This window comes from Streptomyces sp. H39-S7, assembly GCF_027158205.1.
GTDB lineage: Bacteria > Actinomycetota > Actinomycetes > Streptomycetales > Streptomycetaceae > Actinacidiphila.
This window is the reverse complement of record NZ_JAPVLU010000095.1, coordinates 1-18,044: the sequence shown is the minus strand read 5'-3', so window position 1 is coordinate 18,044 and position 18,044 is coordinate 1. Positions and strand designations below refer to the sequence as shown.

Below are 18,044 nucleotides of genomic sequence, written 5' to 3'. Positions count from 1 at the left end.
TTCCAGAACCCGCCCGGCGCCCATGGGGCTCCGTCGCGGGACGGGCGGTCAACCCTGCCAGGAGCGCGTCACCCTGCCGTCCGCGACGGTGAAGTTCAGCCGCCCCTCGACGTACTCCATGGTGATGACCGCCCCTTCGGGAAGCGAACGGACCGTGGTCCAGCCGCGCTCCCTCGCACGCCGCTCGGCCTCGTCCGGGGGCAGTCCCACGTAGGCCTTCCCCGGGTCGTCCGGGGGCCGGGATCCAGGTGTCGGTATCGGTGACATACCCCCACCGTAAGCACCGGACGCACATCGGGGAAGGCGCGCACGGGCAACACTCAACGTTGATCGTCACGCTTCTGTCACAGAATCCGCTTAAGCGTTTGCCCTCTCGCGGAAATGTTCGGAAAGCGACTAATTCACCTCGGACACAGCATGCGCATGGCTCGCGCACATCATGTCCGCAATGCCTTCAACTCCTCGTCGGTCAACAGTCGGGAGCGGATAAGGAAGCGATTTCCCGTCGGTGCCTCCAGGGAAAAACCGCTGCCCCGCCCGGGCACCACGTCAATCGTCAGATGCGTATGGCTCCAGTACGCGAACTGGTCCCGCGCCATCCACACCGGCACGGGTTCCATGCCCGCCACGCCCAGATCCCCGAGGTGCACGTCCGAGTCGCCGGTCAGGAACTCGCCCGCCGGATAGCACATCGGCGAACTGCCGTCGCAGCACCCGCCGGACTGGTGGAACATCAGCGGACCGTGCTCGTCGGCCAGCCGCCGCAACAGTTCCGCCGCCGCCCCGGTCACCCCGACCCGGTTGGTCACATCCATGCTTCACCGTCCCTGTCTCCTACCCGGCCCCCACCCCCGCGGATCCCCGGGCCACCGTCCCGCGGCCCGGGGATCCCGTGGGCGGTCAGAAGAACCCCTGTGCGTTCGGGCTGTAGCTGACCAGCAGGTTCTTGGTCTGCTGGTAGTGGTCGAGCATCATCTTGTGGTTCTCGCGGCCTATGCCGGAGTTCTTGTAGCCGCCGAAGGCGGCGTGGGCCGGGTAGGCGTGGTAGCAGTTGGTCCAGACGCGGCCGGCCTGGATGGCGCGGCCGGCGCGGAACGCGGTGTTCATGTCGCGGGTCCAGACGCCGGCGCCGAGCCCGTAGAGGGAGTCGTTGGCGAGGGAGACGGCGTCGTCGAGCTCGTCGAAGCGGGCCACGGAAACCACGGGGCCGAAGATCTCCTCCTGGAAGATCCGCATGCTGTTGTCTCCCTCGAAGATCGTCGGGGCCACGTAGTAGCCGCCGGAGAGGTCGCCGCCGAGGTCCAGACGTTCGCCGCCGGTGAGGAGCTTGGCTCCCTCGGCGATGCCGATGTCGATATAGGAGAGGATCTTCTCCAGCTGGTCGTTGCTGGCCTGGGCGCCGATCATCGTGCCGGTGTCGAGGGGGTTGCCCTGCTGGATCGAGCGGGTGCGCTCCAGGGCGTCGCCGAGGAAGGTGTCGTAGATCGGCGCCTGGATGAAGGCGCGGGACGGGCAGGTGCAGACCTCGCCCTGGTTGAGGGCGAACATCGCGAAGCCTTCGAGGGCCTTGTCGTAGAACTCGTCGGGGGCGGCCGCCACGTCGGCGAAGAAGATGTTCGGGCTCTTGCCGCCGAGTTCGAGCGTGACCGGGATGATGTTCTGGCTCGCGTACTGCATGATCAGCCGGCCGGTGGTGGTCTCGCCGGTGAAGGCGACCTTCGCGACGCGGGGGCTGGAGGCGAGCGGCTTGCCGGCTTCGGTGCCGAAGCCGTTGACGAGGTTGACGACGCCCGGCGGGATGAGGTCCTGGATCAGGTCCATCAGGTACATGATCGAGGCCGGGGTCTGCTCGGCCGGCTTGAGGACCACGCAGTTGCCGGCCGCGAGCGCCGGGGCGAGCTTCCAGACGGCCATCAGGATCGGGAAATTCCAGGGGATGATCTGCGCGACCACTCCTAACGGCTCCTGGAAGTGGTAGGCGACGGTGTCCTCGTCCAGCTGCGAGATCGTCCCCTCCTGGGCGCGCAGCACGCCCGCGAAGTACCGGAGGTGGTCGATCGCCAGCGGCAGGTCGGCGGCCAGGGCCTCACGCACCGGCTTGCCGTTGTCCCAGACCTCGGCGACGGCCAGTTCGGTGAGGTGCTGCTCCATCCGGTCGGCGACCCGGTTGAGGACGGCGGCACGCTCGGCGGGGGCGGTACGCCCCCACGCGGGCGCCGCCGAGTGGGCCGCGTCCAGGGCCAGTTCGACGTCGGCGGCGGTGGAGCGGGCTATGTCGATGAACGCCCTGCCGGTGACCGGCGTCGGGTTCTCGAAATACTTTCCCCCGACCGGAGGGGTCCATTCGCCGCCGATCCAGTTCTCGTAACGGGAGGGGAAGGAGGCGGGACTGCCAGAGTTTCCGGGGGGCTGATAGACCGTCATGAGGCTGCTCCTTCGATGCTGCCGAGAGCGGATGCCGTGATAGCGCGGGAGATCGCCGAAGGCCGCCCGCGAAACGTGAGAGAGGTGATGCCGCGCACGCTACTGCGGCGGAACCGACTCGGCCAGATCGCCTACGCACTCTCGCGTGTTGGTCATACGGACGAGCATGATGGGCTCCTGCCCGGATGGCTCACAGGTGTCCGACAGCAAGGGAGCGCGCCATGACGGCACCGGCGAAGGGGGCGGCACCGGAACCGGCACGGGAACGGCAGCGATGGGCCACCGCCCGCCCGCCGCCACGGCAGGGCTTCGTGACGCTGCCGGAGGTCCGCTCCGAATCCCCCGCCTTCGATCCGCACCACCCGGAGGTGGCGGCCCGCGAGGGGCGGTGACCGACGGCCGTCACTTCCCCAGCGTCCGCCGCGCCTTGCGGCCCGCCGCCAGCGCCACGTCGCCGAGGGTATAGGCGGCGCCCAGCACCTGTCCGCCGGCCGACAGCACGGCGGCGCGCCCGCGGCCACCGGGCCGGGCGCGGGCGTCGAGCAGCCGCTGGAAGAGCGTCTCGTGCAGCCGGGCGACGCGGTCCGGATCGTACTGCTCGCCCTTGACCGACGCCGCTCGGCCCATCGCGGCGCGCAGTTCGTCGTCGTTGATCAGCCGCAGCAGCGCGGCGGCCATCGCGTCGACGTCGCGCGGCGGTACCAGCAGGCCGTCCACGCCCTCGGAGATGATCTCCCGCGGGCCCAGCGGGCAGTCGGTGCTGACGACGGGCAGGCCCGCGCGCATGCCCTCGACGATCGTCATGCCGAACGACTCCATGCTGGAGGAGACGGCGAGGATCGACGCCTTCGCCAGTTCCGGCTCCAACGGCGAGGTGGCCCCCATCAGACGGACGGCGTCCTGCGCGTGGAGCTCGGCGACGAGGTCGGCCAGCTTCTGCCGCTCGGGGCCGGCGCCGTACAGCCGCAGGGTCCAGTCCGGCCGTTCTGCCGCGACCTTGGCGAAGGCCCGGATCAGGTCGTCGTAGCACTTCGCGGGCGCGAGGCGGCCGGCGGCGGCGACGACCGGTTCCGTGCACGGTGAGGGGTCGGTGCCGGTGGCGGGAACGCTGTTGGGCACCGGGGTGACGCGGACGCCGGGAATGCGGCGGCGGTAGGCGGCGGCATCGGCCGCTGTGGTGGTGACGACCGCGTCGAGCCGTGGATAGAGCCGGCGCAGCAGCAGCACGAGCTTGGTGGAGTGGGTGTCGAGGGTCAGGTGCTCCTGGGCGACGCGCACCATGGCGCGCGGAGCCTGCCGCGCGATGTGCACATTGAGCCCGGGGCGGGTGCCGACGACGACGTCCGCGTCGAGCCGCGCCAGGTGGCGGGCGATGCGCTCGTCGGTGAGGGCGCTGTAGTGGTCGTGGCGGCGGTCGGACGCCGGGAAGACCGTGGCGGGGGTGCGCCGCCGCGGGTCGTCGAGGTCGGAGTCCTGGCTGTCCTCGCGCAGGTCCACCAGGTGTCGCAGCCGGACGCGGGGGTCGTAGGCGAACTGCGGTTCGTCCAGGTGCCGGAAGACGGAGACGATCTCCACGTCGTGCCGCTCGGCCAGCTTGCCGGCGAGATTGCACGTCGTACGGATGGTGCCGCCGATTCCGTACGCGTTGTGGATCAGGAATGAGATGCGCATGCGTTTCCGTGTCTCCCCGTTGCCCGGCGGACCCCCCGCCCGTCGTCGTCCGCGGACGACAGACGGACGATAGCAAGATCTGACCGGCTCCCCGGTTGGCGGCCGGGAAGTGACACTCCGCAGGGCGTGCAGGGCAGTTGGGGCACCGTCGGGCAGTTGCCCGCCGGGTCGGGCTCCCGCAGCTCGCCGCCGGGCCGGGACGCTCTCCGGCGGCGAGCAGCGGATGCCGGCGGTGCCACGGGTGCTGCTGCCGGGGCTGGGGACTGTCACCCCGGGCCGCAGTGCGCGCCTACGAGGCGCCCGCGGGCCTCACCGCGGACGGCGGGGGGAGGCGGTGTTCACAGGCGAGCCCGCCGGGCGTCCGGAATGACGAGCGTCGTGCCGACCTCGAGACGGTCCGGGTCGGGGCCCACGGTCTTCTTGTTGACCCGGTACAGCTCCTGCCAGCCACCGCTCACCGCGTACTTCACGGCGAGCGCCCCGAGGGTGTCGCCCGCCGCCACGACGTGCGTCCGGCCGTCGAGGTGCTGCTGCTTGGAGCAGACCGGCCAGGCTTCCCAGCCCTGGGCGCGCTGGACCTTCTGGGCGACGGCGATCTGCTGCGCCGGGGTGGCCAGGTCGGCTCGGCGCGCGTACCGCAGGCCGCCGAACTCCTCCCACGTCGGCTGCCAGAACTGCAGGCCGCCGTAGAAGCCGTTGCCGGTGTTGATGTGCCAGTCGCCGCTGCTCTCGCACATTGCGAGGCGCTCCCACACCGACGGGCGCGACGCTGGGGTGTCCACCGGGTTGCCGGCGTGGGCGGCGGCCCTGACGGCCGGGTTGCCCCCCTGCACGGGTGGGGAGTCGGCGCGGGCGGGCGCGGCCGAGAGCGGGAGCAGGACGGCCAGGACGGTGGCGGCGGTCGCCGCGACAACCATGACCCGGCATCCGGCAAGTACGTTCATGCGATGAGATGAGGACAGGTCGTTCATAGCGGGTCACGCTAGGCACGTCCCGTCCACTCCCACCCTCTGCCACCCGCGGCGCGCCGCGCGCCCCACCCGGTCGGAGCAGCCGCCGCGGCCCGCGTCAGGCCGGATGCCACCCCTGAGAGAGCGTCACCAGGTGGGCCACCAGGCGGGCGGCCGGATCGCCAGCGGAGCTCCGGCGGCCTTGGCCGTGACCGCGGCCGCGGCACGCTCCTGGCTGCGGCTCGGACGCTCGGCGGCCCGCTGCGGCTGCGCCTTCGGCCGCACCGCCTTCGCCTTCGGGGGCGACGCCTTGGGGGTACCCGCGGACGGCGCGCTGCCGTACGCCCCGGCACGGCGGGCGCAGACCGGCCACGCCCCCCAGCCGCTCGACCGCTGCACCTTGGTCGCGATGGCTATCTGCTGCTCGCGGGAGGCCTTGTCGGCGGTCGGGGCGTACTGCGTGCCGCCGTTCGACCGCCAGGTGCCGGCGGCGAACTGCAGGCCGCCGTAGTAGCCGTTGCCGTTGTTGATGTGCCAGTTGCCGCCGCTCTCGCACTTGGCGATGCGGTCCCACACGCCGCTGTCGGCCGCGGACGCCTCTCCTCCCGCGGCCAGGACGGCCAGCGGGCTCAGTGCCGCCATGCCGGTGAACACGGCGATTGCTCGGTACTTGGCCAAGACCATGGATTTCCCTCTCCACGGACCCGGGGTTCCCCGTCGTGCCTCAAGAACGTCCACCGGCGCGTCGGACGCCGGTGCCCGTCCGAACCCGGGCGGTGCTCTTTGCACACGAGCCGAGAACCTAGACACCCTCGTGCACCGAATCAACCAAAACCGGTTCGTTGCAGGCCACTTGACGGTTACCCGAAGTAAGGACGTATTTTTTCCGACCCTTTGACACGTACTTGTCATGCTAAAGAGGTATTGGCGCACCGGCGGTTGTGACCCACCTCACCGCGGCAGGAACTTCCCTGCGCACGCGAGTTCGACGTGGAGTGATTAACTCCGGGCCGTCGGTCACCCTGCGCACCCGGCGACGGGAACGGATGTGCCGCAAAGCGTGACCCTCACCACAGGTCGTCCGTTGTCACTGTGCGCGGAGGAACGCTCTGCGCAGCAACCGCAGCCGCACAGTCAAGGAGGCCTCCGTGCCGCCCATGCTCGACGTCAGCGCCGAGGTACGCGCCGAGATCGGCGAGGAGGAGGCCACGCGTCTGCTCGCCGGGGAGAACGCCCCGGGGACGTACGACTGCACCTCCTGTCGCACCCCGGGCAACACCGGCCACGAGCGCACCAGCACCGTCCTGTTCATCAGCGACGAGACCGCGGTGCTCGCCTTCGCCCACGCGACCTGCATCCCCTCCCAGGTGGTGCCGGTCTCCGAGGAGCAGCTCCAGGGCGCGGTCCGCAGCATCACCGCCGACGACGCGGCCGGCGGGACGACGTCCGTCCTGGTGGACGGCGCCCGGGAGGCCGGGACCGCGGGCATGCCGCGCCAGGCGGTGCTGGGCATCACCTGCGGCCTCGTCCTGGTCGAGGGGGTGCTCCGGCCGGCCCTGGTGGTCGAGCCGACCGGCGCCATCAGCCGCCCGGGATCCACCGGCGACGGGGACGACTTCCTCCCCCTCATGATCGAGCAGGGCTTCATGCCCCAGCTCGACCTGGCGGTGCCGCCGCCCGCGCTGAGCGGCTGGTCGGTGCTGCTGGCCATGGGCCAGCTGCACGCGGTCCTGCAGCCGGGCGCCACCGGCGGCCCCGCCGTCTCCTGGTGGCAGGCCCACCAGCCGCTGCAGGTCAGCGACGGCTGGCGCAGCGCGGTGAACCGCACCAACGAGGTGTACGTCTACGCCGCCCCGGCCGACTCGATCGGCCGCCAGCCGCGCGAGGACCTGATGCGGGACGCGCTGGAGCGCGCGGCCGGTCACGGCCTGCTGGTGGGCGCGACGATGCCCCTTTCGGGCACCTGAGGGGCCGGTCCGGCCCGCGGCACCGCTGAGAACGCGGCCGGGCCGGGCCGGACGCCGACGGACGGAGGGGCGCGTACGGAAAGCCGTACGCGCCCCTCCTCGCGCGACCAAAGATCCGCATTTGGCCCGCCCTGCCCGCATCTTGGACGCTGAGCAGTCGTTGGCACATTCGTGCACACCTTTGACGCTTTCTCCCGAGTCCCCTACCAGAGCCAGATTCCGTCGATGCGCAGCGCGCAGGATTCCACCGGGGTCAGCTCGGGCACGCCGATCTACGACGCCCTCTACTCGGAGTACCGCAGGCTCTTCCGGGCCCTGCCGGGCGACCGCTCCGGCGAGGAGGCCACGCAGTTCAACGCCTTCTCGGCGTGGCACGACCAGCCGTACGACATCGCGCCCGGCCGGCACCGCGGCAACCGCCCGGCCGCGGCGCTGCCGCCGGGCCGCACGGACACCAACCGGACGTACGGGCTCTGACCGGTTCGCGGGGGGCGGGCCGGGAAGGCCCGCTCCCCCGGGCCGGGACTACTTGTTGCGGCCGCGCTTCTCGCGGACCCGCACCGAGACCTGGATCGGCGTGCCGACGAAGCCGAACTCCTCACGCAGCCGGCGCTCGACGAAGCGGCGGTACCCCGCCTCCAGGAAGCCCGAGGCGAAGAGCACGAAGCGCGGCGGCCGGGTGCCGGCCTGCGTCCCGAACAGGATGCGGGGCTGCTTGCCGCCGCGGATCGGGTGCGGGTGGCCGGCGACCAGCTCGCCGAGGAAGGCGTTGAGGCGGCCGGTGGGGATGCGCGTCTCCCAGCCCGCGATGGCGGCCTCGATCGCCGGGACCAGCTTCTCCATGTGGCGGCCGGTGAGCGCCGAGACGTTCACCCGCGGCGCCCACTGGACCTGCACGAGATCCTGCTCGATCTCGCGCTCCAGGTAATAGCGGCGCTCCTCGTCGATCTGGTCCCACTTGTTGTAGGCGATGACGACGGCGCGCCCGGCCTCGACGGCCATGGTGATGATGCGGGTGTCCTGGACGCTGATCGACTCGGTCGTGTCGATCAGGACCACCGCGACCTCCGCCTTGGTCAGCGCGGCGGCGGTACGCAGCGACGCGTAGTAGTCCGCGCCTTCCTGGAGGTGCACGCGGCGGCGGATACCGGCGGTGTCGATGAACTTCCAGGTGATGCCGCCGAGCTCGATCAGCTCGTCGACCGGGTCGCGGGTGGTGCCGGCGACCTTGTCGACGACCACGCGGTGCTCGCCGGCGACGCGGTTGAGCAGGCTCGACTTGCCGACGTTCGGGCGGCCGATCAGGGCGATGCGGCGCGGACCGCCGATGCCCGCACCGAAGGTCATCGCGGGCGCCTCGGGCAGCGCCTCCATGATCGCGTCGAGCAGGTCGCCGGTGCCGCGGCCGTGCAGCGACGAGACGGCGTGCGGCTCGCCCAGGCCCAGGTTCCACAGCGCGGCGGCGTCCGCCTCGCCGGACTGGCCGTCGACCTTGTTGGCGGCCAGCACGACGGGCTTGCCGGACTTGCGCAGCAGCCGGACGACGGCCTCGTCGGTGTCGGTGGCGCCGACCGTGGAGTCCACGACGAAGACGACCGCGTCGGCCGCCTGGATCGCGAACTCGGCCTGGGCGGCGACGGAGGCGTCGATGCCGAGGACGTCCTGCTCCCAGCCGCCGGTGTCGACGATCGTGAAGCGGCGGCCGTTCCAGTTCGCCTCGTAGTTGACCCGGTCGCGGGTGACGCCCGGCTTGTCCTCGACGACCGCCTCACGGCGGCCGATGATGCGGTTGACCAGCGTCGACTTGCCGACGTTCGGGCGGCCGACAACGGCGAGGACCGGGAGCGGGCCGTGGCCCGCCGCCGCCAGGTCGCCGGCGACCTCCTCGAGGTCGAAGCCCTCCTCGGCCGCGAGTTCCATGAACTCCGCGTACTCGTCGTCGCCGAGCGCGCCGACGTCGCCGTGTTCGTTCTGGTTGTCCATGAAAGCTTCTCCGTCGATCAACAGTGGTGGCTGCGGTACCTGGTGCGGTATCAGCGGCCGGTGGCTTGCTTGGCGTGGGCCAGGTGCGCGGTGAGCCGCTCCTGGATGCGCGACGTGGCGGTGTCCATCGCCGTACGGGTCCGCCGCCCGCTCCCGTCGCCCGCGTCGAACGGGTCCCCGAAGACGATGTCGATACGGCTGCGCAGCGGTGGCAACCCGGCTATCACCCGCCCCTGGCGGGCACTGCCCAGGACGGCGACGGGCACCACAGGCGCGCCGGAGCGCACCGCGAAGTACGCGAGACCGGAGCGCAGTTCCGCGAAGTCGCCCACCCCGCGGGTGCCCTCGGGGAAGATCCCGAGCACACCGCCGCGCGCCAGCACGCCGAGCGCGGCCGTGATGGCGGTGCGGTCGGCGCTGTGGCGGTCGACGGCGAGCTGGCCGATGCCGCGCAGGAACGGGTCCAGCGGGCCGATGAACGCTTCCTTCTTGACGAGGAAGTGCACGGGCCGCGGGGAGGTGCCGATGATCATCGGCCCGTCCACGTTGTGCGAGTGGTTGCCCGCCAGGATGACCGGCCCGTGGGCCGGCACCCGCCAGGCGCCGAGGACGCGGGGCCGCCACAGGCCGTTCATCAGGCCAATGCCGATGCGGCGGCCGACCGCCGCTCCGCGCGGGCCGGGCGCCGTCAGGTGCTGGGACGTCACCGAGCCGCTCGCTTCTCCTCGATCAGGGTGACGATGCACTCGATGACCTGGTCGAGGGAGAGGTCGGTGGTGTCGACCTCTATGGCGTCGTCCGCCTTGGCCAGCGGCGAGGTCTTGCGGCCGGAGTCGGCCGCGTCCCGCTTGACCAGGGCGTCCTGGGTGGCCTGCACGCTCTGCGCGCCCTTGAGCTCACCGCTGCGCCGGAACGCGCGGGCCTCGGCGGAGGCAGTCAGGAAGATCTTGAGGGTGGCGTCGGGCAGCACCGTGGTGCCGATGTCCCGGCCCTCCACGACGATGCCCTCCGGCGCGGAGGAGGCGGCCGCGCGCTGCAGCCCGACCAGCCGGGTGCGCACCTCGGGCACCGCGCTGACGGCGCTGACCGCGGCGGTGACCTCATGGGTGCGGATCGGCCCGGAGGCGTCCTCGCCGTCCACGGTGATGGTCGGGCCCGCGGGCTCGGTGCCGGAGACGATGACGGGCTTGGCGGAGGCGTTGGCCACGGCGTCGCTGTCGCTCACGTCCACGCCGTTGCTCAGCATCCACCAGGTGATCGCCCGGTACTGGGCGCCGGTGTCGAGGTAGCTGAGGCCGAGCTTGGCCGCGACGGCCTTCGACGTGCTGGACTTACCCGTGCCCGAGGGGCCGTCGATGGCGACGATCACCGGAGATTCCACAGCGCGAGGGCCTTCCTTGGGCACGGTTACGGGGTGAGGGCGGCCCGGCTGTCGCCGGAGGCCATCCCCCAAGGTTACCGGCAGGGCACCAGCGCACGTACCACAGCCGTTGTCCCCGGTCGCCGGAAGCCGTCCCTCCGCGCGTCCTGAGCGGCTTCGGGGCTGCTCCGGGCCGCTCGGCGGGGCCACTCGTGCCCCACTCGTGGGCCGCTCAGGACCGGATGGACCAGCCCCGCTCGCGCAGCGCGCTCGTCAGGCCGGGCGCCGCCGCCGGCTCCACCATGAGCTGCACCCGGCCGGCCTGCTGACCCGTCGAGTGCTCGATGCGGACGTCCTCGATGTTCACGCCGGCCGCACCGGCGTCGGCGAAGATCCGTGCCAGCTCGCCCGGCTGGTCGCCGATGAGCACCGCGACCACCTCGTAGGTCTTGGGGGCCGTTCCGTGCTTGCCGGGGACCCGGTCCCGCCCGGCGTTGCCGCGCAGCAGGATGTCCTGGATCCCGGCGGCGCCCGTGCGCCGCTTGTCCTCGTCGGCGGACTGCAGCCCGCGCAGCGCCTCGACGGCGCCGGTCAGGTCGGTGGCGACCTCCGCGAGCACATCGGCCACCGGGCCGGGGTTGGCGGCCAGGATGTCCATCCACATGCCGGGTTCGGAACCGGCGATGCGGGTGACGTCGCGGATGCCCTGCCCGCACAGCCGCACGGCGGTGTCCGCGGCGTGCTCCAGCCGGGCCGCGACCATGCTGGAGACCAGCTGCGGGGTGTGCGAGACGAGCGCGACGGCCCGGTCGTGCTCGTCGGCGTCCATCACCACCGGCACGGCGCGGCACAGGGCGACCAGCTCCAGGGCGAGGTTGAGCACCTCGGTCTCGGTCTCCCGGGTGGGAGTCAGCACCCAGGGCCGGCCCTCGAAGAGGTCGGCGGTGCCGGCCAGCGGGCCGGAGAGCTCGCGGCCCGCCATCGGGTGCGTGCCGATGTAGCGGGACAGGTCGCAGCCCAGCGCCTGCAGATCGCGGCGCGGACCGGCCTTCACGCTGGCCACGTCGAGGTAGCCGCGGCCCAGGTCGCGGCGCTGCGCGTCGGCGAGGGTGGCCGCCACGTGCGCCGGCGGCACGGCGACGACGACGAGGTCGACCCGGCCCTCGGGGGCCAGCGCGCTGCCCGCCCCGAGCGCCGCGGCGGTGCGCGCGACCGAAGGGTCGTGGTCCTCCAGGTACACCTCGACGCCGCGGGAGACCAGGGCGAGCGCGGCGGAGGTGCCCATCAGGCCGGTTCCGACGACCAGGGCGGTCCTCACTGGGCGATGTCCTTGCGGAGCGCGGCCGCGGCGCCGAGGTAGACGTGCCCGATCTCGCTCTTCGGCAGCTCGCTCTCGACGTGCGCGAGGATGCGCACCACGCGCGGCATGGCGCCCTCGATGTCCAGCTCCTGGGCGCAGACCAGCGGCACGTCCACGATGCCGAGCTTGCGGGCCGCCACCGCCGGGAAGTCACTGTGCAGGTCGGGGGTGGCGGTGAAGATCACGCTGATCAGGTCGTCCACCGCGAGCCGGTTGCGCTCCAGGATGGCGGTGAGCAGCTCGGACACCTGTCCGTGCATGTGCTCCGCCTCGTCCCGCTCCAGCTGGACGGCTCCGCGGACCGCTCGTACCGCCACGTCACTGCTCCCTCATGCCCTCACATCCGAACCCACCCAGCGTAACCACGTGATCGGAAGGCCGGTCACGGCGACCGCCCTGCGAGACGGGTCAACGCATCCGTCACCTGGAGGTCGCGAGCTTCCGGTACAACACTTCACATGATCCTTCATCTCGTCGCGCTCGACAGCTGGCTCCGCGAGCCAGACCGCCCGTACGCGCCCGCCTCCCTCGCCGAGGACGGCTTCGTGCACTGCTCCCCCGACGAGGCCGTGACCCTGGCCGTCGCCGAGGCCTTCTACCGGGACACGACGGGACCGCTGATGGTGCTGCTCATCGACGAGGAGGAGCTGGACCATCCGGTGCGCTGGGAGGCCGCGGACCCGGTCCCGCCGCCCGGCGTCGCCGCGGACACCCTCTTCCCGCACGTGTACGGCCGGATCAACCGCACGGCGGTGACCGGGATGCTGGAGGTCGAACGGGACGCGGAGGGCCGCCCGCTGCGCCTCACACCGTGGTCCTAGCCGGGGCTCCCGCCCTGTTCACCGCGCCTCATAATCGCCGTATGCCCGGACACGATCACGATCTCGTACGCCGTCACACCGTCTACTCCTGTGTCATGGGCTCGCGCGCCTTCGGGCTGGCCACCGACGGCAGCGACACCGACCGCCGGGGCGTGTACGTGGCGCCCACCCCGCTCTTCTGGGGCTTCACCAAGCCCCCGACGCACGTGGACGGCCCGGCGGAGGAACAGTTCTCGTGGGAGTTGGAGCGCTTCTGCGACCTGGCGCTGCGCGCCAACCCCAACCTCCTCGAATGCCTCCACTCACCCCTCGTGGAGCGGCTGGACGACACCGGCCGCGAGCTGCTCGCCCTGCGCGACGCCTTCCTGTCGCGGCGGGTCCACGCCACCTTCCGCGGCTATGCGGCCCAGCAGCTGCACAAGCTCGAGGGCGACATCCGCAACCACGGGGCGCCGCGCTGGAAGCACGCCATGCACCTGCTGCGGCTGCTGATCAGCTGCCGTGACGTGCTGCGCGGCGGTGAGCTGCGGATCGACGTCGGCGAGCACCGGGAGCGGCTGCTGGCCGTCAAGCGCGGCGAGGTCTCCTGGGACGCGGTGCGGGTCTGGATGACGGAGCTGCACGACGCGGCGGACGCGGCGGTCGGCGGCTCGCCGCTGCCCGCCGAGCCCGACCGGGCCCGCGTCGAGGACTTCCTGATCCGGGTGCGCCGCGCCTCCGCCGGCGCCCCGGACCCGGTGGCCGCCTCAGATGCCGTCCCACAGGGCGCCGAACCCCAGTAGCTCCTCGCGGTACTCGATCCGCCCGGCCCACTCGGCGGGCCACGCCGCCGCGCCGAGATGGGCGCCCGCGAAGGCGCCGGCCAGGCAGGCGATCGAGTCCGAGTCCCCCGAGGTGCAGGCCGCCCGCCGCAGGGCGGTCACCGGCTCGCCCGGGAAGAGCAGGAAGCACAGCAGCCCGGTGGCGAGCGCCTCCTCGGCGATCCAGCCCTCCCCGGCGGCCAGACACGGGTCCTGCTCCGGGTCCGGGTCGCGCAGCGCCGCCTCCAGCCGGTCCAGCACCGCCAGGCAGTCGTCCCAGCCGCGTTCGATGAAACTGGTCGGCAGCGGGTCCTGCGCGTACGTCCACAGGTCGTCCAGCCAACGGTGGTGGTAGACGGACCGGTTGGCGGTCGCGTAGCCGCGCAGCAGGCCGACCAGTTCGTCCGGCCGCGCGCCCTGGGCGAGCAGGAGCACCGCGTGCGCGGTGAGGTCGCTCGCCGCGAGCGCGGTGGGATGCCCGTGGGTCAGCGCCGACTGGAGCTGCGCGGCGCCCGCGCGGGTCTCCTCGTCGAGCCCGGGCACCAGCCCGATCGGCGCGACCCGCATGTTGGCCCCGCAGCCCTTGGAGCCGGTCTGGCTCGCTTCCTGCCAGCGGCGGCCCTCATGGCTGAGCCGCTCGCAGGCCACCAGGCAGGTCCTGCCGGGCGCCCGGTTGTTCTCCGGCGACCGCCACCACTCGACGTACTCGTCCCGCACCGGCCGCGTCATCCGCAGCGGCGCCAGCGGCCCGCGCTCCATCGCGGTGCGCAGGCCGCGCGCGAGCGCGAGCGTCATCTGGGTGTCGTCGGTGACGATCGCGGGCCGGAGCAGCTCCATCTCCCGCCACGGGCCCATCTTCCGCAGGATCGAGGGCACGTCGTTGAACTCGGTCGGGAACCCGAGGGCGTCCCCGAGCGCCAGTCCGATCAGGGCGCCGGTCGCCGGGCGCCGCGGGTCGCCGCTCACGCCGCCACCCGCGTCCGGACAGCGAGGTCGTGCAGGGCGTCGTGCGCGGTGCTCTCGTCCGGCAGCCGGGAGGCGGCCTGCGCCTCGTCCAGCACGGCGTGCAGCGTCTCGACGTCGCGGGCGACGTGGGCGATGCCCATGCCCGTCGCCGGGCCGTGCTCGGCCGCCGCCTTGGCCTCGATGAGTTCCGGGAGGTAGGCGGGGGCGGTGATCTGGCCGAGCAGCGTCGGCAGATGCGCCTCGACACCGCCGCCGCGCATCAGCCGGATACCGGTCAGCAGCGCACGGAAGGTGTAGAGCAGCGGCTTGAGCTCGCCGTTCCTCTCGTACAGGCGCCACTGCGTGGCCGCGAACCCGCGGTAGTGGTGACCGTGCTGCCGGGTGATCACACCGGGCGCCAGGGCGGCGAGCTCGCGGTGCACGCCGCTGGTGTGCACGACCAGCGGGGAGAGCAGCTGCTCCAGCACATAACCGTTGCGGCGCAGCATCAGCCGGCAGAACTTCAGCAGGTCGTGCGTGACCAGATCCAGCTCCAGGCCGTCCCGGTTCCACATCCGGGTCCGGGTCTCCTCGCCCTCCCGCAGGCCGATGAGGTCGGCCAGCGGCAGCAGGTGGACCCCGCGCAGGTCGACGTCCGAATCACGGGACGGGAATCCGTACAGGTGCGCGCCGGAGACCGTGGCGAAGATCAGCTGTTCCCGGGCGGTCAGCTCGGCGAGGACCGGGCTCAGATCGGGCAGGCCCGCGGCGTGGAGAGGGTCGGCGTGGATGGTCATGGGGACCATCCTCGCCGTACCACGGGCCGCCGGGCCACTGTTTTCGTCCACCGGTCCGTACGGCGACGGCCGGCCGCAACGGCCCGGAGGACCGTTCCGACCGGCCGGAACGCGGTGTCGTGACGCTTTAGAGCTCGACCTCGCCCATCAGCATGCCGACCTCGGTGTTGGTGAGGCGGCGCAGCCAGCCGGACTTCTGGTCGCCCAGCGGGATCGGACCGAAGTGGGTGCGCACCAGCCGGTCGACCGGGAAGCCGGCCTCGGAGAGCATCCGGCGCACGATGTGCTTGCGGCCCTCGTGCAGGGTCACCTCGACCAGGTAGTTCTTGCCGAGGTTCTCCACGACGCGGAAGTGGTCGGCGCGCGCCAGACCGTCCTCCAGCTCGATGCCGTCCTTGAGCTGCTTGCCGAGGTCACGCGGCAGCGGGCCCTGGATCGCGGCGAGGTAGGTCTTCTTGACGCCGTACCGCGGGTGGGTGAGGCGGTGCGCCAGCTCCCCGTGGTTGGTCAGGAGGATCAGGCCCTCCGTCTCGGTGTCCAGGCGGCCGACGTGGAAGAGCCGGGTCTCACGGTTGGTGACGTAGTCGCCCAGGCACTGGCGTCCGTCGGGGTCCTCCATGGTGGAGACGACACCGGCCGGCTTGTTCAGCGCGAAGAACAGGTACGACTGGGTGGCGACCGTCAGGCCGTCCACCTTGATCTCGTCCTTCTCCGGGTCGACGCGCATGCCCTGCTCGACGACGATCTTGCCGTTGACCTCGACGCGGTGCTGGTGGATCAGGTCCTCGCACGCACGGCGCGATCCCATCCCGGCACGGGCGAGGATCTTCTGCAGCCGCTCGCCCTCCTGGTCGTTGCCGAACGTCTTCGGAGTCTTGATCTCCGGGCGGTTCTCGTACCGGGAGCGGTTGCGCTCCTCGATCTTGGCTTCGAGCTCGCGCGACTTCGCGGGGATCGGCTTGCGGCCGAGGTTGCCCGTGGCGCGGTAGCGCGGCTTCTCGGGGGGCACGCCGCCGGGCCGGTTCGCGCCGGACTGGCCGGTGTTCCCGACGTCGTAGCGCCGCTCCTCCGGACGGGGGTTCTGCGTGCGCCTCTCCTCGTCGCGCTGCTGGCCGCTGCCCGAGGTGCGGGGCGTGCTGCCGCCACCGCGGGGGTAGCCGCCGCCACCGCGGGAGCCGGCGCCGCCGGCACCGCTGCCGCTGCGGGGGGCGCCGCCGCCGCTGCCGCCGCGGGAGCCGCCACCGCCGCCCGCGCCGCTGCCGCCACGGGAGCCGCCGCTACCGGAGCCCCCGCCCGCGCCGCGGGGGCTGCCGCCCCGGGGGTTCGGGTTCCGGTTGCCGCCGCTGTTCCTGTCGCTGCTTCGCATCAAAGTTCCGTCGTCGAGTGAGTCGTCGTATCTGCATCGTCCGGTGCATCCGGGTCGAACGACGGAACCCCTTCCAAGGAGTCCGCCTCGACGGCGTCCGCCTCCGGCAGGAAGGGGGCGAGCTCGGGTAGCTCGTCCAGGCCTCGCAGGCCCATCCGCTCCAGAAAGTAGTTCGTCGTCCTGTACAGGATCGCACCTGTTTCGGGTTCCGTCCCACCCTCCTCCACCAGACCGCGCTGCAGGAGGGTGCGCATCACACCGTCGCAGTTGACTCCGCGGACCGCGGAAACGCGTGATCGGCTGACCGGCTGGCGGTACGCGACGACCGCCAGCGTCTCCAGCGCGGCCTGCGTCAGCCGGGCCTGCTGGCCGTCCAGAACGAACTTCTGCACGGCCGGCGCGAAGGCCGGCCGGGTGTAGAACCGCCAGCCGCCGGCGACCAGCCGCAGGTCGAAGCCCCGGCCCTGGGCGGTGTACTCGCCGGACAGCGCGCGCAGGGCGGCGGCCACCGCCCGCTTCGGACGCTGCAGGACGGTTGCCAGCTGCTCCACGGTGGCCGGCTCGTCCACGACCATCAGGACGGCCTCCAGCGCGGGCCCGAGGTCGAGGGCGGCCACCTCGTCGGAGAGCGGCCCGGCGGGCGCCGCCGCGTCTTCCGTCATTTTTCTCTGCCCTCCGGGTCGAATTCATCGGTGACGAGCCGCCGCGCGGCCTCCTGCGCACCGCCGGTCCAGCGCACCAGCAGGGTGCCGAGCGCCTCCTCCTGGTCCAGCGCGACCACTTTCTCCCGGTACAGCTCCAGGAGGGCCAGGAAACGCGCGACGACGGTGAGGGTGTCCGGGGCGTCCGCCGCGAGGTCGGCGAAGCTGCTCTCCCCCAGCTCGATCAGCCGGGCCACCACCAGCTCGCCCTGCTCCCTGACGCTGACCAGGGGCGCGTGGATGTGGTCGGTGTAGATCTGCGGTACCGGCTTGGGCTGCATGGCCTTGACGGCCAGCTTCGCGAACCGCTGGGGGCCGACGCTGAGGACGACCTCCGGCAGCAGGTCCGCGTGCTGCGGTTCCAGCCCGACCGTGCGGGGGTGGTGCAGCGCCTCCGCCTCCAGCCGCTCGGCGAAGATCGCCGCGATCCGCTTGTAGGCGCGGTACTGCAGCAGCCGGGCGAAGAGCAGGTCGCGCGCTTCCAGCAGCGCCAGGTCCGCCTCGTCCTCGACCTCGGCGGTCGGCAGCAGCCGGGCCGCCTTCAGGTCGAGCAGGGTCGCCGCGACGACGAGGAACTCGGTGGCCTGGTCGAGGTCCCAGTCGGCGCCCATGGCGCGGATGTGGGCCATGAACTCGTTGGTGACCGTGGACAGCGCGACCTCGGTCACATCCATCCGGTGCTTCGAGATCAGCTGGAGGAGCAGGTCGAACGGCCCCTCGAAGTTGGCCAGCCGCACGGTGAACCGGCCGTCGGAGGGGACGGCAGGGGTGTCGGGGGGATCGGGGGCTTCGGGGGTGTCGGGCGGCTCTTCGGGCGCGGGGGCCGGTTCCTCGCGCGCCACCTCGCTGACCAGTTGGACCTCGGCCGCCGACAAGTCGATGTTGCTCGGCAGCAGATC

The 18,044-nt window shown here is 72.2% G+C and carries 21 protein-coding genes; 5 read left to right on the top strand and 16 right to left on the bottom strand.

The annotated features are described in order from the left end of the window. Positions 1-48: 48 nt before the first annotated feature. The 3 genes from O3X23_RS42425 to exaC form a co-directional block, all read right to left on the bottom strand. Complete coding sequence (locus O3X23_RS42425) at positions 49-267, bottom strand: proteinase inhibitor I78 (RefSeq protein ID WP_269280208.1); 219 nt, start codon at positions 265-267, stop codon at positions 49-51. Positions 268-437: 170 nt separating this feature from the next. Continuing rightward, positions 438-815, bottom strand: coding sequence for a DUF779 domain-containing protein (locus O3X23_RS42420; protein ID WP_269280205.1), 378 nt, complete (start codon positions 813-815; stop codon positions 438-440). An 85-nt stretch (positions 816-900) separates the two neighbouring features. Then, positions 901-2,424 carry an acetaldehyde dehydrogenase ExaC gene (gene exaC, locus O3X23_RS42415; RefSeq protein WP_269280201.1) on the bottom strand — a complete coding sequence of 508 codons (1,524 nt, stop codon included), beginning with the start codon at positions 2,422-2,424 and terminating at the stop codon, positions 901-903. A 221-nt stretch (positions 2,425-2,645) separates the two neighbouring features. On the opposite strand from exaC, the gene O3X23_RS42410 reads away from it, so the two are divergent. Continuing rightward, complete coding sequence (locus tag O3X23_RS42410) at positions 2,646-2,816, top strand: hypothetical protein (RefSeq protein ID WP_269280217.1); 171 nt, start codon at positions 2,646-2,648, stop codon at positions 2,814-2,816. A gap of 10 nt (positions 2,817-2,826) precedes the next feature. Here O3X23_RS42410 and O3X23_RS42405 read toward each other — a convergent pair whose 3' ends face one another. From O3X23_RS42405 to O3X23_RS42395, 3 genes are all read right to left on the bottom strand, one after another. Then, positions 2,827-4,095 carry a glycosyltransferase gene (locus tag O3X23_RS42405; protein WP_269280199.1) on the bottom strand — a complete coding sequence of 423 codons (1,269 nt, stop codon included), beginning with the start codon at positions 4,093-4,095 and terminating at the stop codon, positions 2,827-2,829. A gap of 338 nt (positions 4,096-4,433) precedes the next feature. Then, complete coding sequence (locus O3X23_RS42400) at positions 4,434-5,039, bottom strand: LysM peptidoglycan-binding domain-containing protein (protein ID WP_269280195.1); 606 nt, start codon at positions 5,037-5,039, stop codon at positions 4,434-4,436. 153 nt (positions 5,040-5,192) lie between these two features. After that, positions 5,193-5,729, bottom strand: coding sequence for a transglycosylase family protein (locus tag O3X23_RS42395; protein ID WP_269280191.1), 537 nt, complete (start codon positions 5,727-5,729; stop codon positions 5,193-5,195). Between the two features lie 464 nt (positions 5,730-6,193). On the opposite strand from O3X23_RS42395, the gene O3X23_RS42390 reads away from it, so the two are divergent. After that, a complete protein-coding gene (locus tag O3X23_RS42390) occupies positions 6,194-7,012 on the top strand; it encodes a hypothetical protein (protein ID WP_269280188.1) in 819 nt (272 codons plus the stop codon). Positions 7,013-7,237: 225 nt separating this feature from the next. After that, positions 7,238-7,489, top strand: coding sequence for a hypothetical protein (locus tag O3X23_RS42385; RefSeq protein WP_269280184.1), 252 nt, complete (start codon positions 7,238-7,240; stop codon positions 7,487-7,489). A gap of 48 nt (positions 7,490-7,537) precedes the next feature. Here the strand turns inward: O3X23_RS42385 and der are convergent, their stop codons facing one another. The 5 genes from der to aroH all read right to left on the bottom strand — a co-directional run bounded on the left by der (position 7,538) and on the right by aroH (position 12,032). Then, the gene (gene der / locus O3X23_RS42380; protein ID WP_138353348.1) at positions 7,538-8,995 is read right to left on the bottom strand and encodes a ribosome biogenesis GTPase Der; all 1,458 of its coding nucleotides are present in this window, start codon (positions 8,993-8,995) and stop codon (positions 7,538-7,540) included. Positions 8,996-9,045: 50 nt separating this feature from the next. Continuing rightward, the gene (locus O3X23_RS42375; protein ID WP_443048146.1) at positions 9,046-9,741 is read right to left on the bottom strand and encodes a lysophospholipid acyltransferase family protein; all 696 of its coding nucleotides are present in this window, start codon (positions 9,739-9,741) and stop codon (positions 9,046-9,048) included. After that, on the bottom strand, positions 9,699-10,376 hold the full coding sequence (gene cmk, locus O3X23_RS42370; protein WP_331284018.1) for a (d)CMP kinase: 678 nt from the start codon (positions 10,374-10,376) through the stop codon (positions 9,699-9,701). Before cmk ends, O3X23_RS42375 begins: the two co-directional genes overlap by 43 nt. 211 nt (positions 10,377-10,587) lie before the next feature. Beyond that, positions 10,588-11,673: a prephenate dehydrogenase gene (locus tag O3X23_RS42365; protein ID WP_269280177.1), complete on the bottom strand. Its 1,086-nt coding sequence runs from the start codon at positions 11,671-11,673 to the stop codon at positions 10,588-10,590. Further along, the gene (gene aroH, locus O3X23_RS42360; protein ID WP_269280174.1) at positions 11,670-12,032 is read right to left on the bottom strand and encodes a chorismate mutase; all 363 of its coding nucleotides are present in this window, start codon (positions 12,030-12,032) and stop codon (positions 11,670-11,672) included. Before aroH ends, O3X23_RS42365 begins: the two co-directional genes overlap by 4 nt. 141 nt (positions 12,033-12,173) lie before the next feature. On the opposite strand from aroH, the gene O3X23_RS42355 reads away from it, so the two are divergent. Both O3X23_RS42355 and O3X23_RS42350 read left to right on the top strand, forming a co-directional pair. Further along, positions 12,174-12,536: a DUF952 domain-containing protein gene (locus O3X23_RS42355; RefSeq protein WP_269280171.1), complete on the top strand. Its 363-nt coding sequence runs from the start codon at positions 12,174-12,176 to the stop codon at positions 12,534-12,536. A gap of 41 nt (positions 12,537-12,577) precedes the next feature. Next, positions 12,578-13,318: a nucleotidyltransferase domain-containing protein gene (locus O3X23_RS42350; RefSeq protein ID WP_269280168.1), complete on the top strand. Its 741-nt coding sequence runs from the start codon at positions 12,578-12,580 to the stop codon at positions 13,316-13,318. On the opposite strand, the gene O3X23_RS42345 is transcribed toward O3X23_RS42350, so the two are convergent. From O3X23_RS42345 to O3X23_RS42325, 5 genes are all read right to left on the bottom strand, one after another. Further along, positions 13,283-14,302 carry an ADP-ribosylglycohydrolase family protein gene (locus O3X23_RS42345; protein WP_269280165.1) on the bottom strand — a complete coding sequence of 340 codons (1,020 nt, stop codon included), beginning with the start codon at positions 14,300-14,302 and terminating at the stop codon, positions 13,283-13,285. The two genes, O3X23_RS42350 and O3X23_RS42345, sit on opposite strands and share 36 nt — an antisense overlap. Continuing rightward, positions 14,299-15,078 carry a nucleotidyltransferase domain-containing protein gene (locus tag O3X23_RS42340; protein WP_269280163.1) on the bottom strand — a complete coding sequence of 260 codons (780 nt, stop codon included), beginning with the start codon at positions 15,076-15,078 and terminating at the stop codon, positions 14,299-14,301. Before O3X23_RS42340 ends, O3X23_RS42345 begins: the two co-directional genes overlap by 4 nt. Positions 15,079-15,205: 127 nt before the next feature. Continuing rightward, the gene (locus O3X23_RS42335; RefSeq protein WP_269280160.1) at positions 15,206-16,444 is read right to left on the bottom strand and encodes a pseudouridine synthase; all 1,239 of its coding nucleotides are present in this window, start codon (positions 16,442-16,444) and stop codon (positions 15,206-15,208) included. Continuing rightward, positions 16,444-17,106, bottom strand: coding sequence for an SMC-Scp complex subunit ScpB (scpB, locus tag O3X23_RS42330; RefSeq protein WP_269280157.1), 663 nt, complete (start codon positions 17,104-17,106; stop codon positions 16,444-16,446). The genes O3X23_RS42335 and scpB overlap by 1 nt, the downstream gene beginning before the upstream one ends. Beyond that, positions 17,103-18,026, bottom strand: coding sequence for a segregation and condensation protein A (locus tag O3X23_RS42325; RefSeq protein WP_269280211.1), 924 nt, complete (start codon positions 18,024-18,026; stop codon positions 17,103-17,105). Before O3X23_RS42325 ends, scpB begins: the two co-directional genes overlap by 4 nt. Between the last annotated feature and the right edge of the window lie 18 nt (positions 18,027-18,044).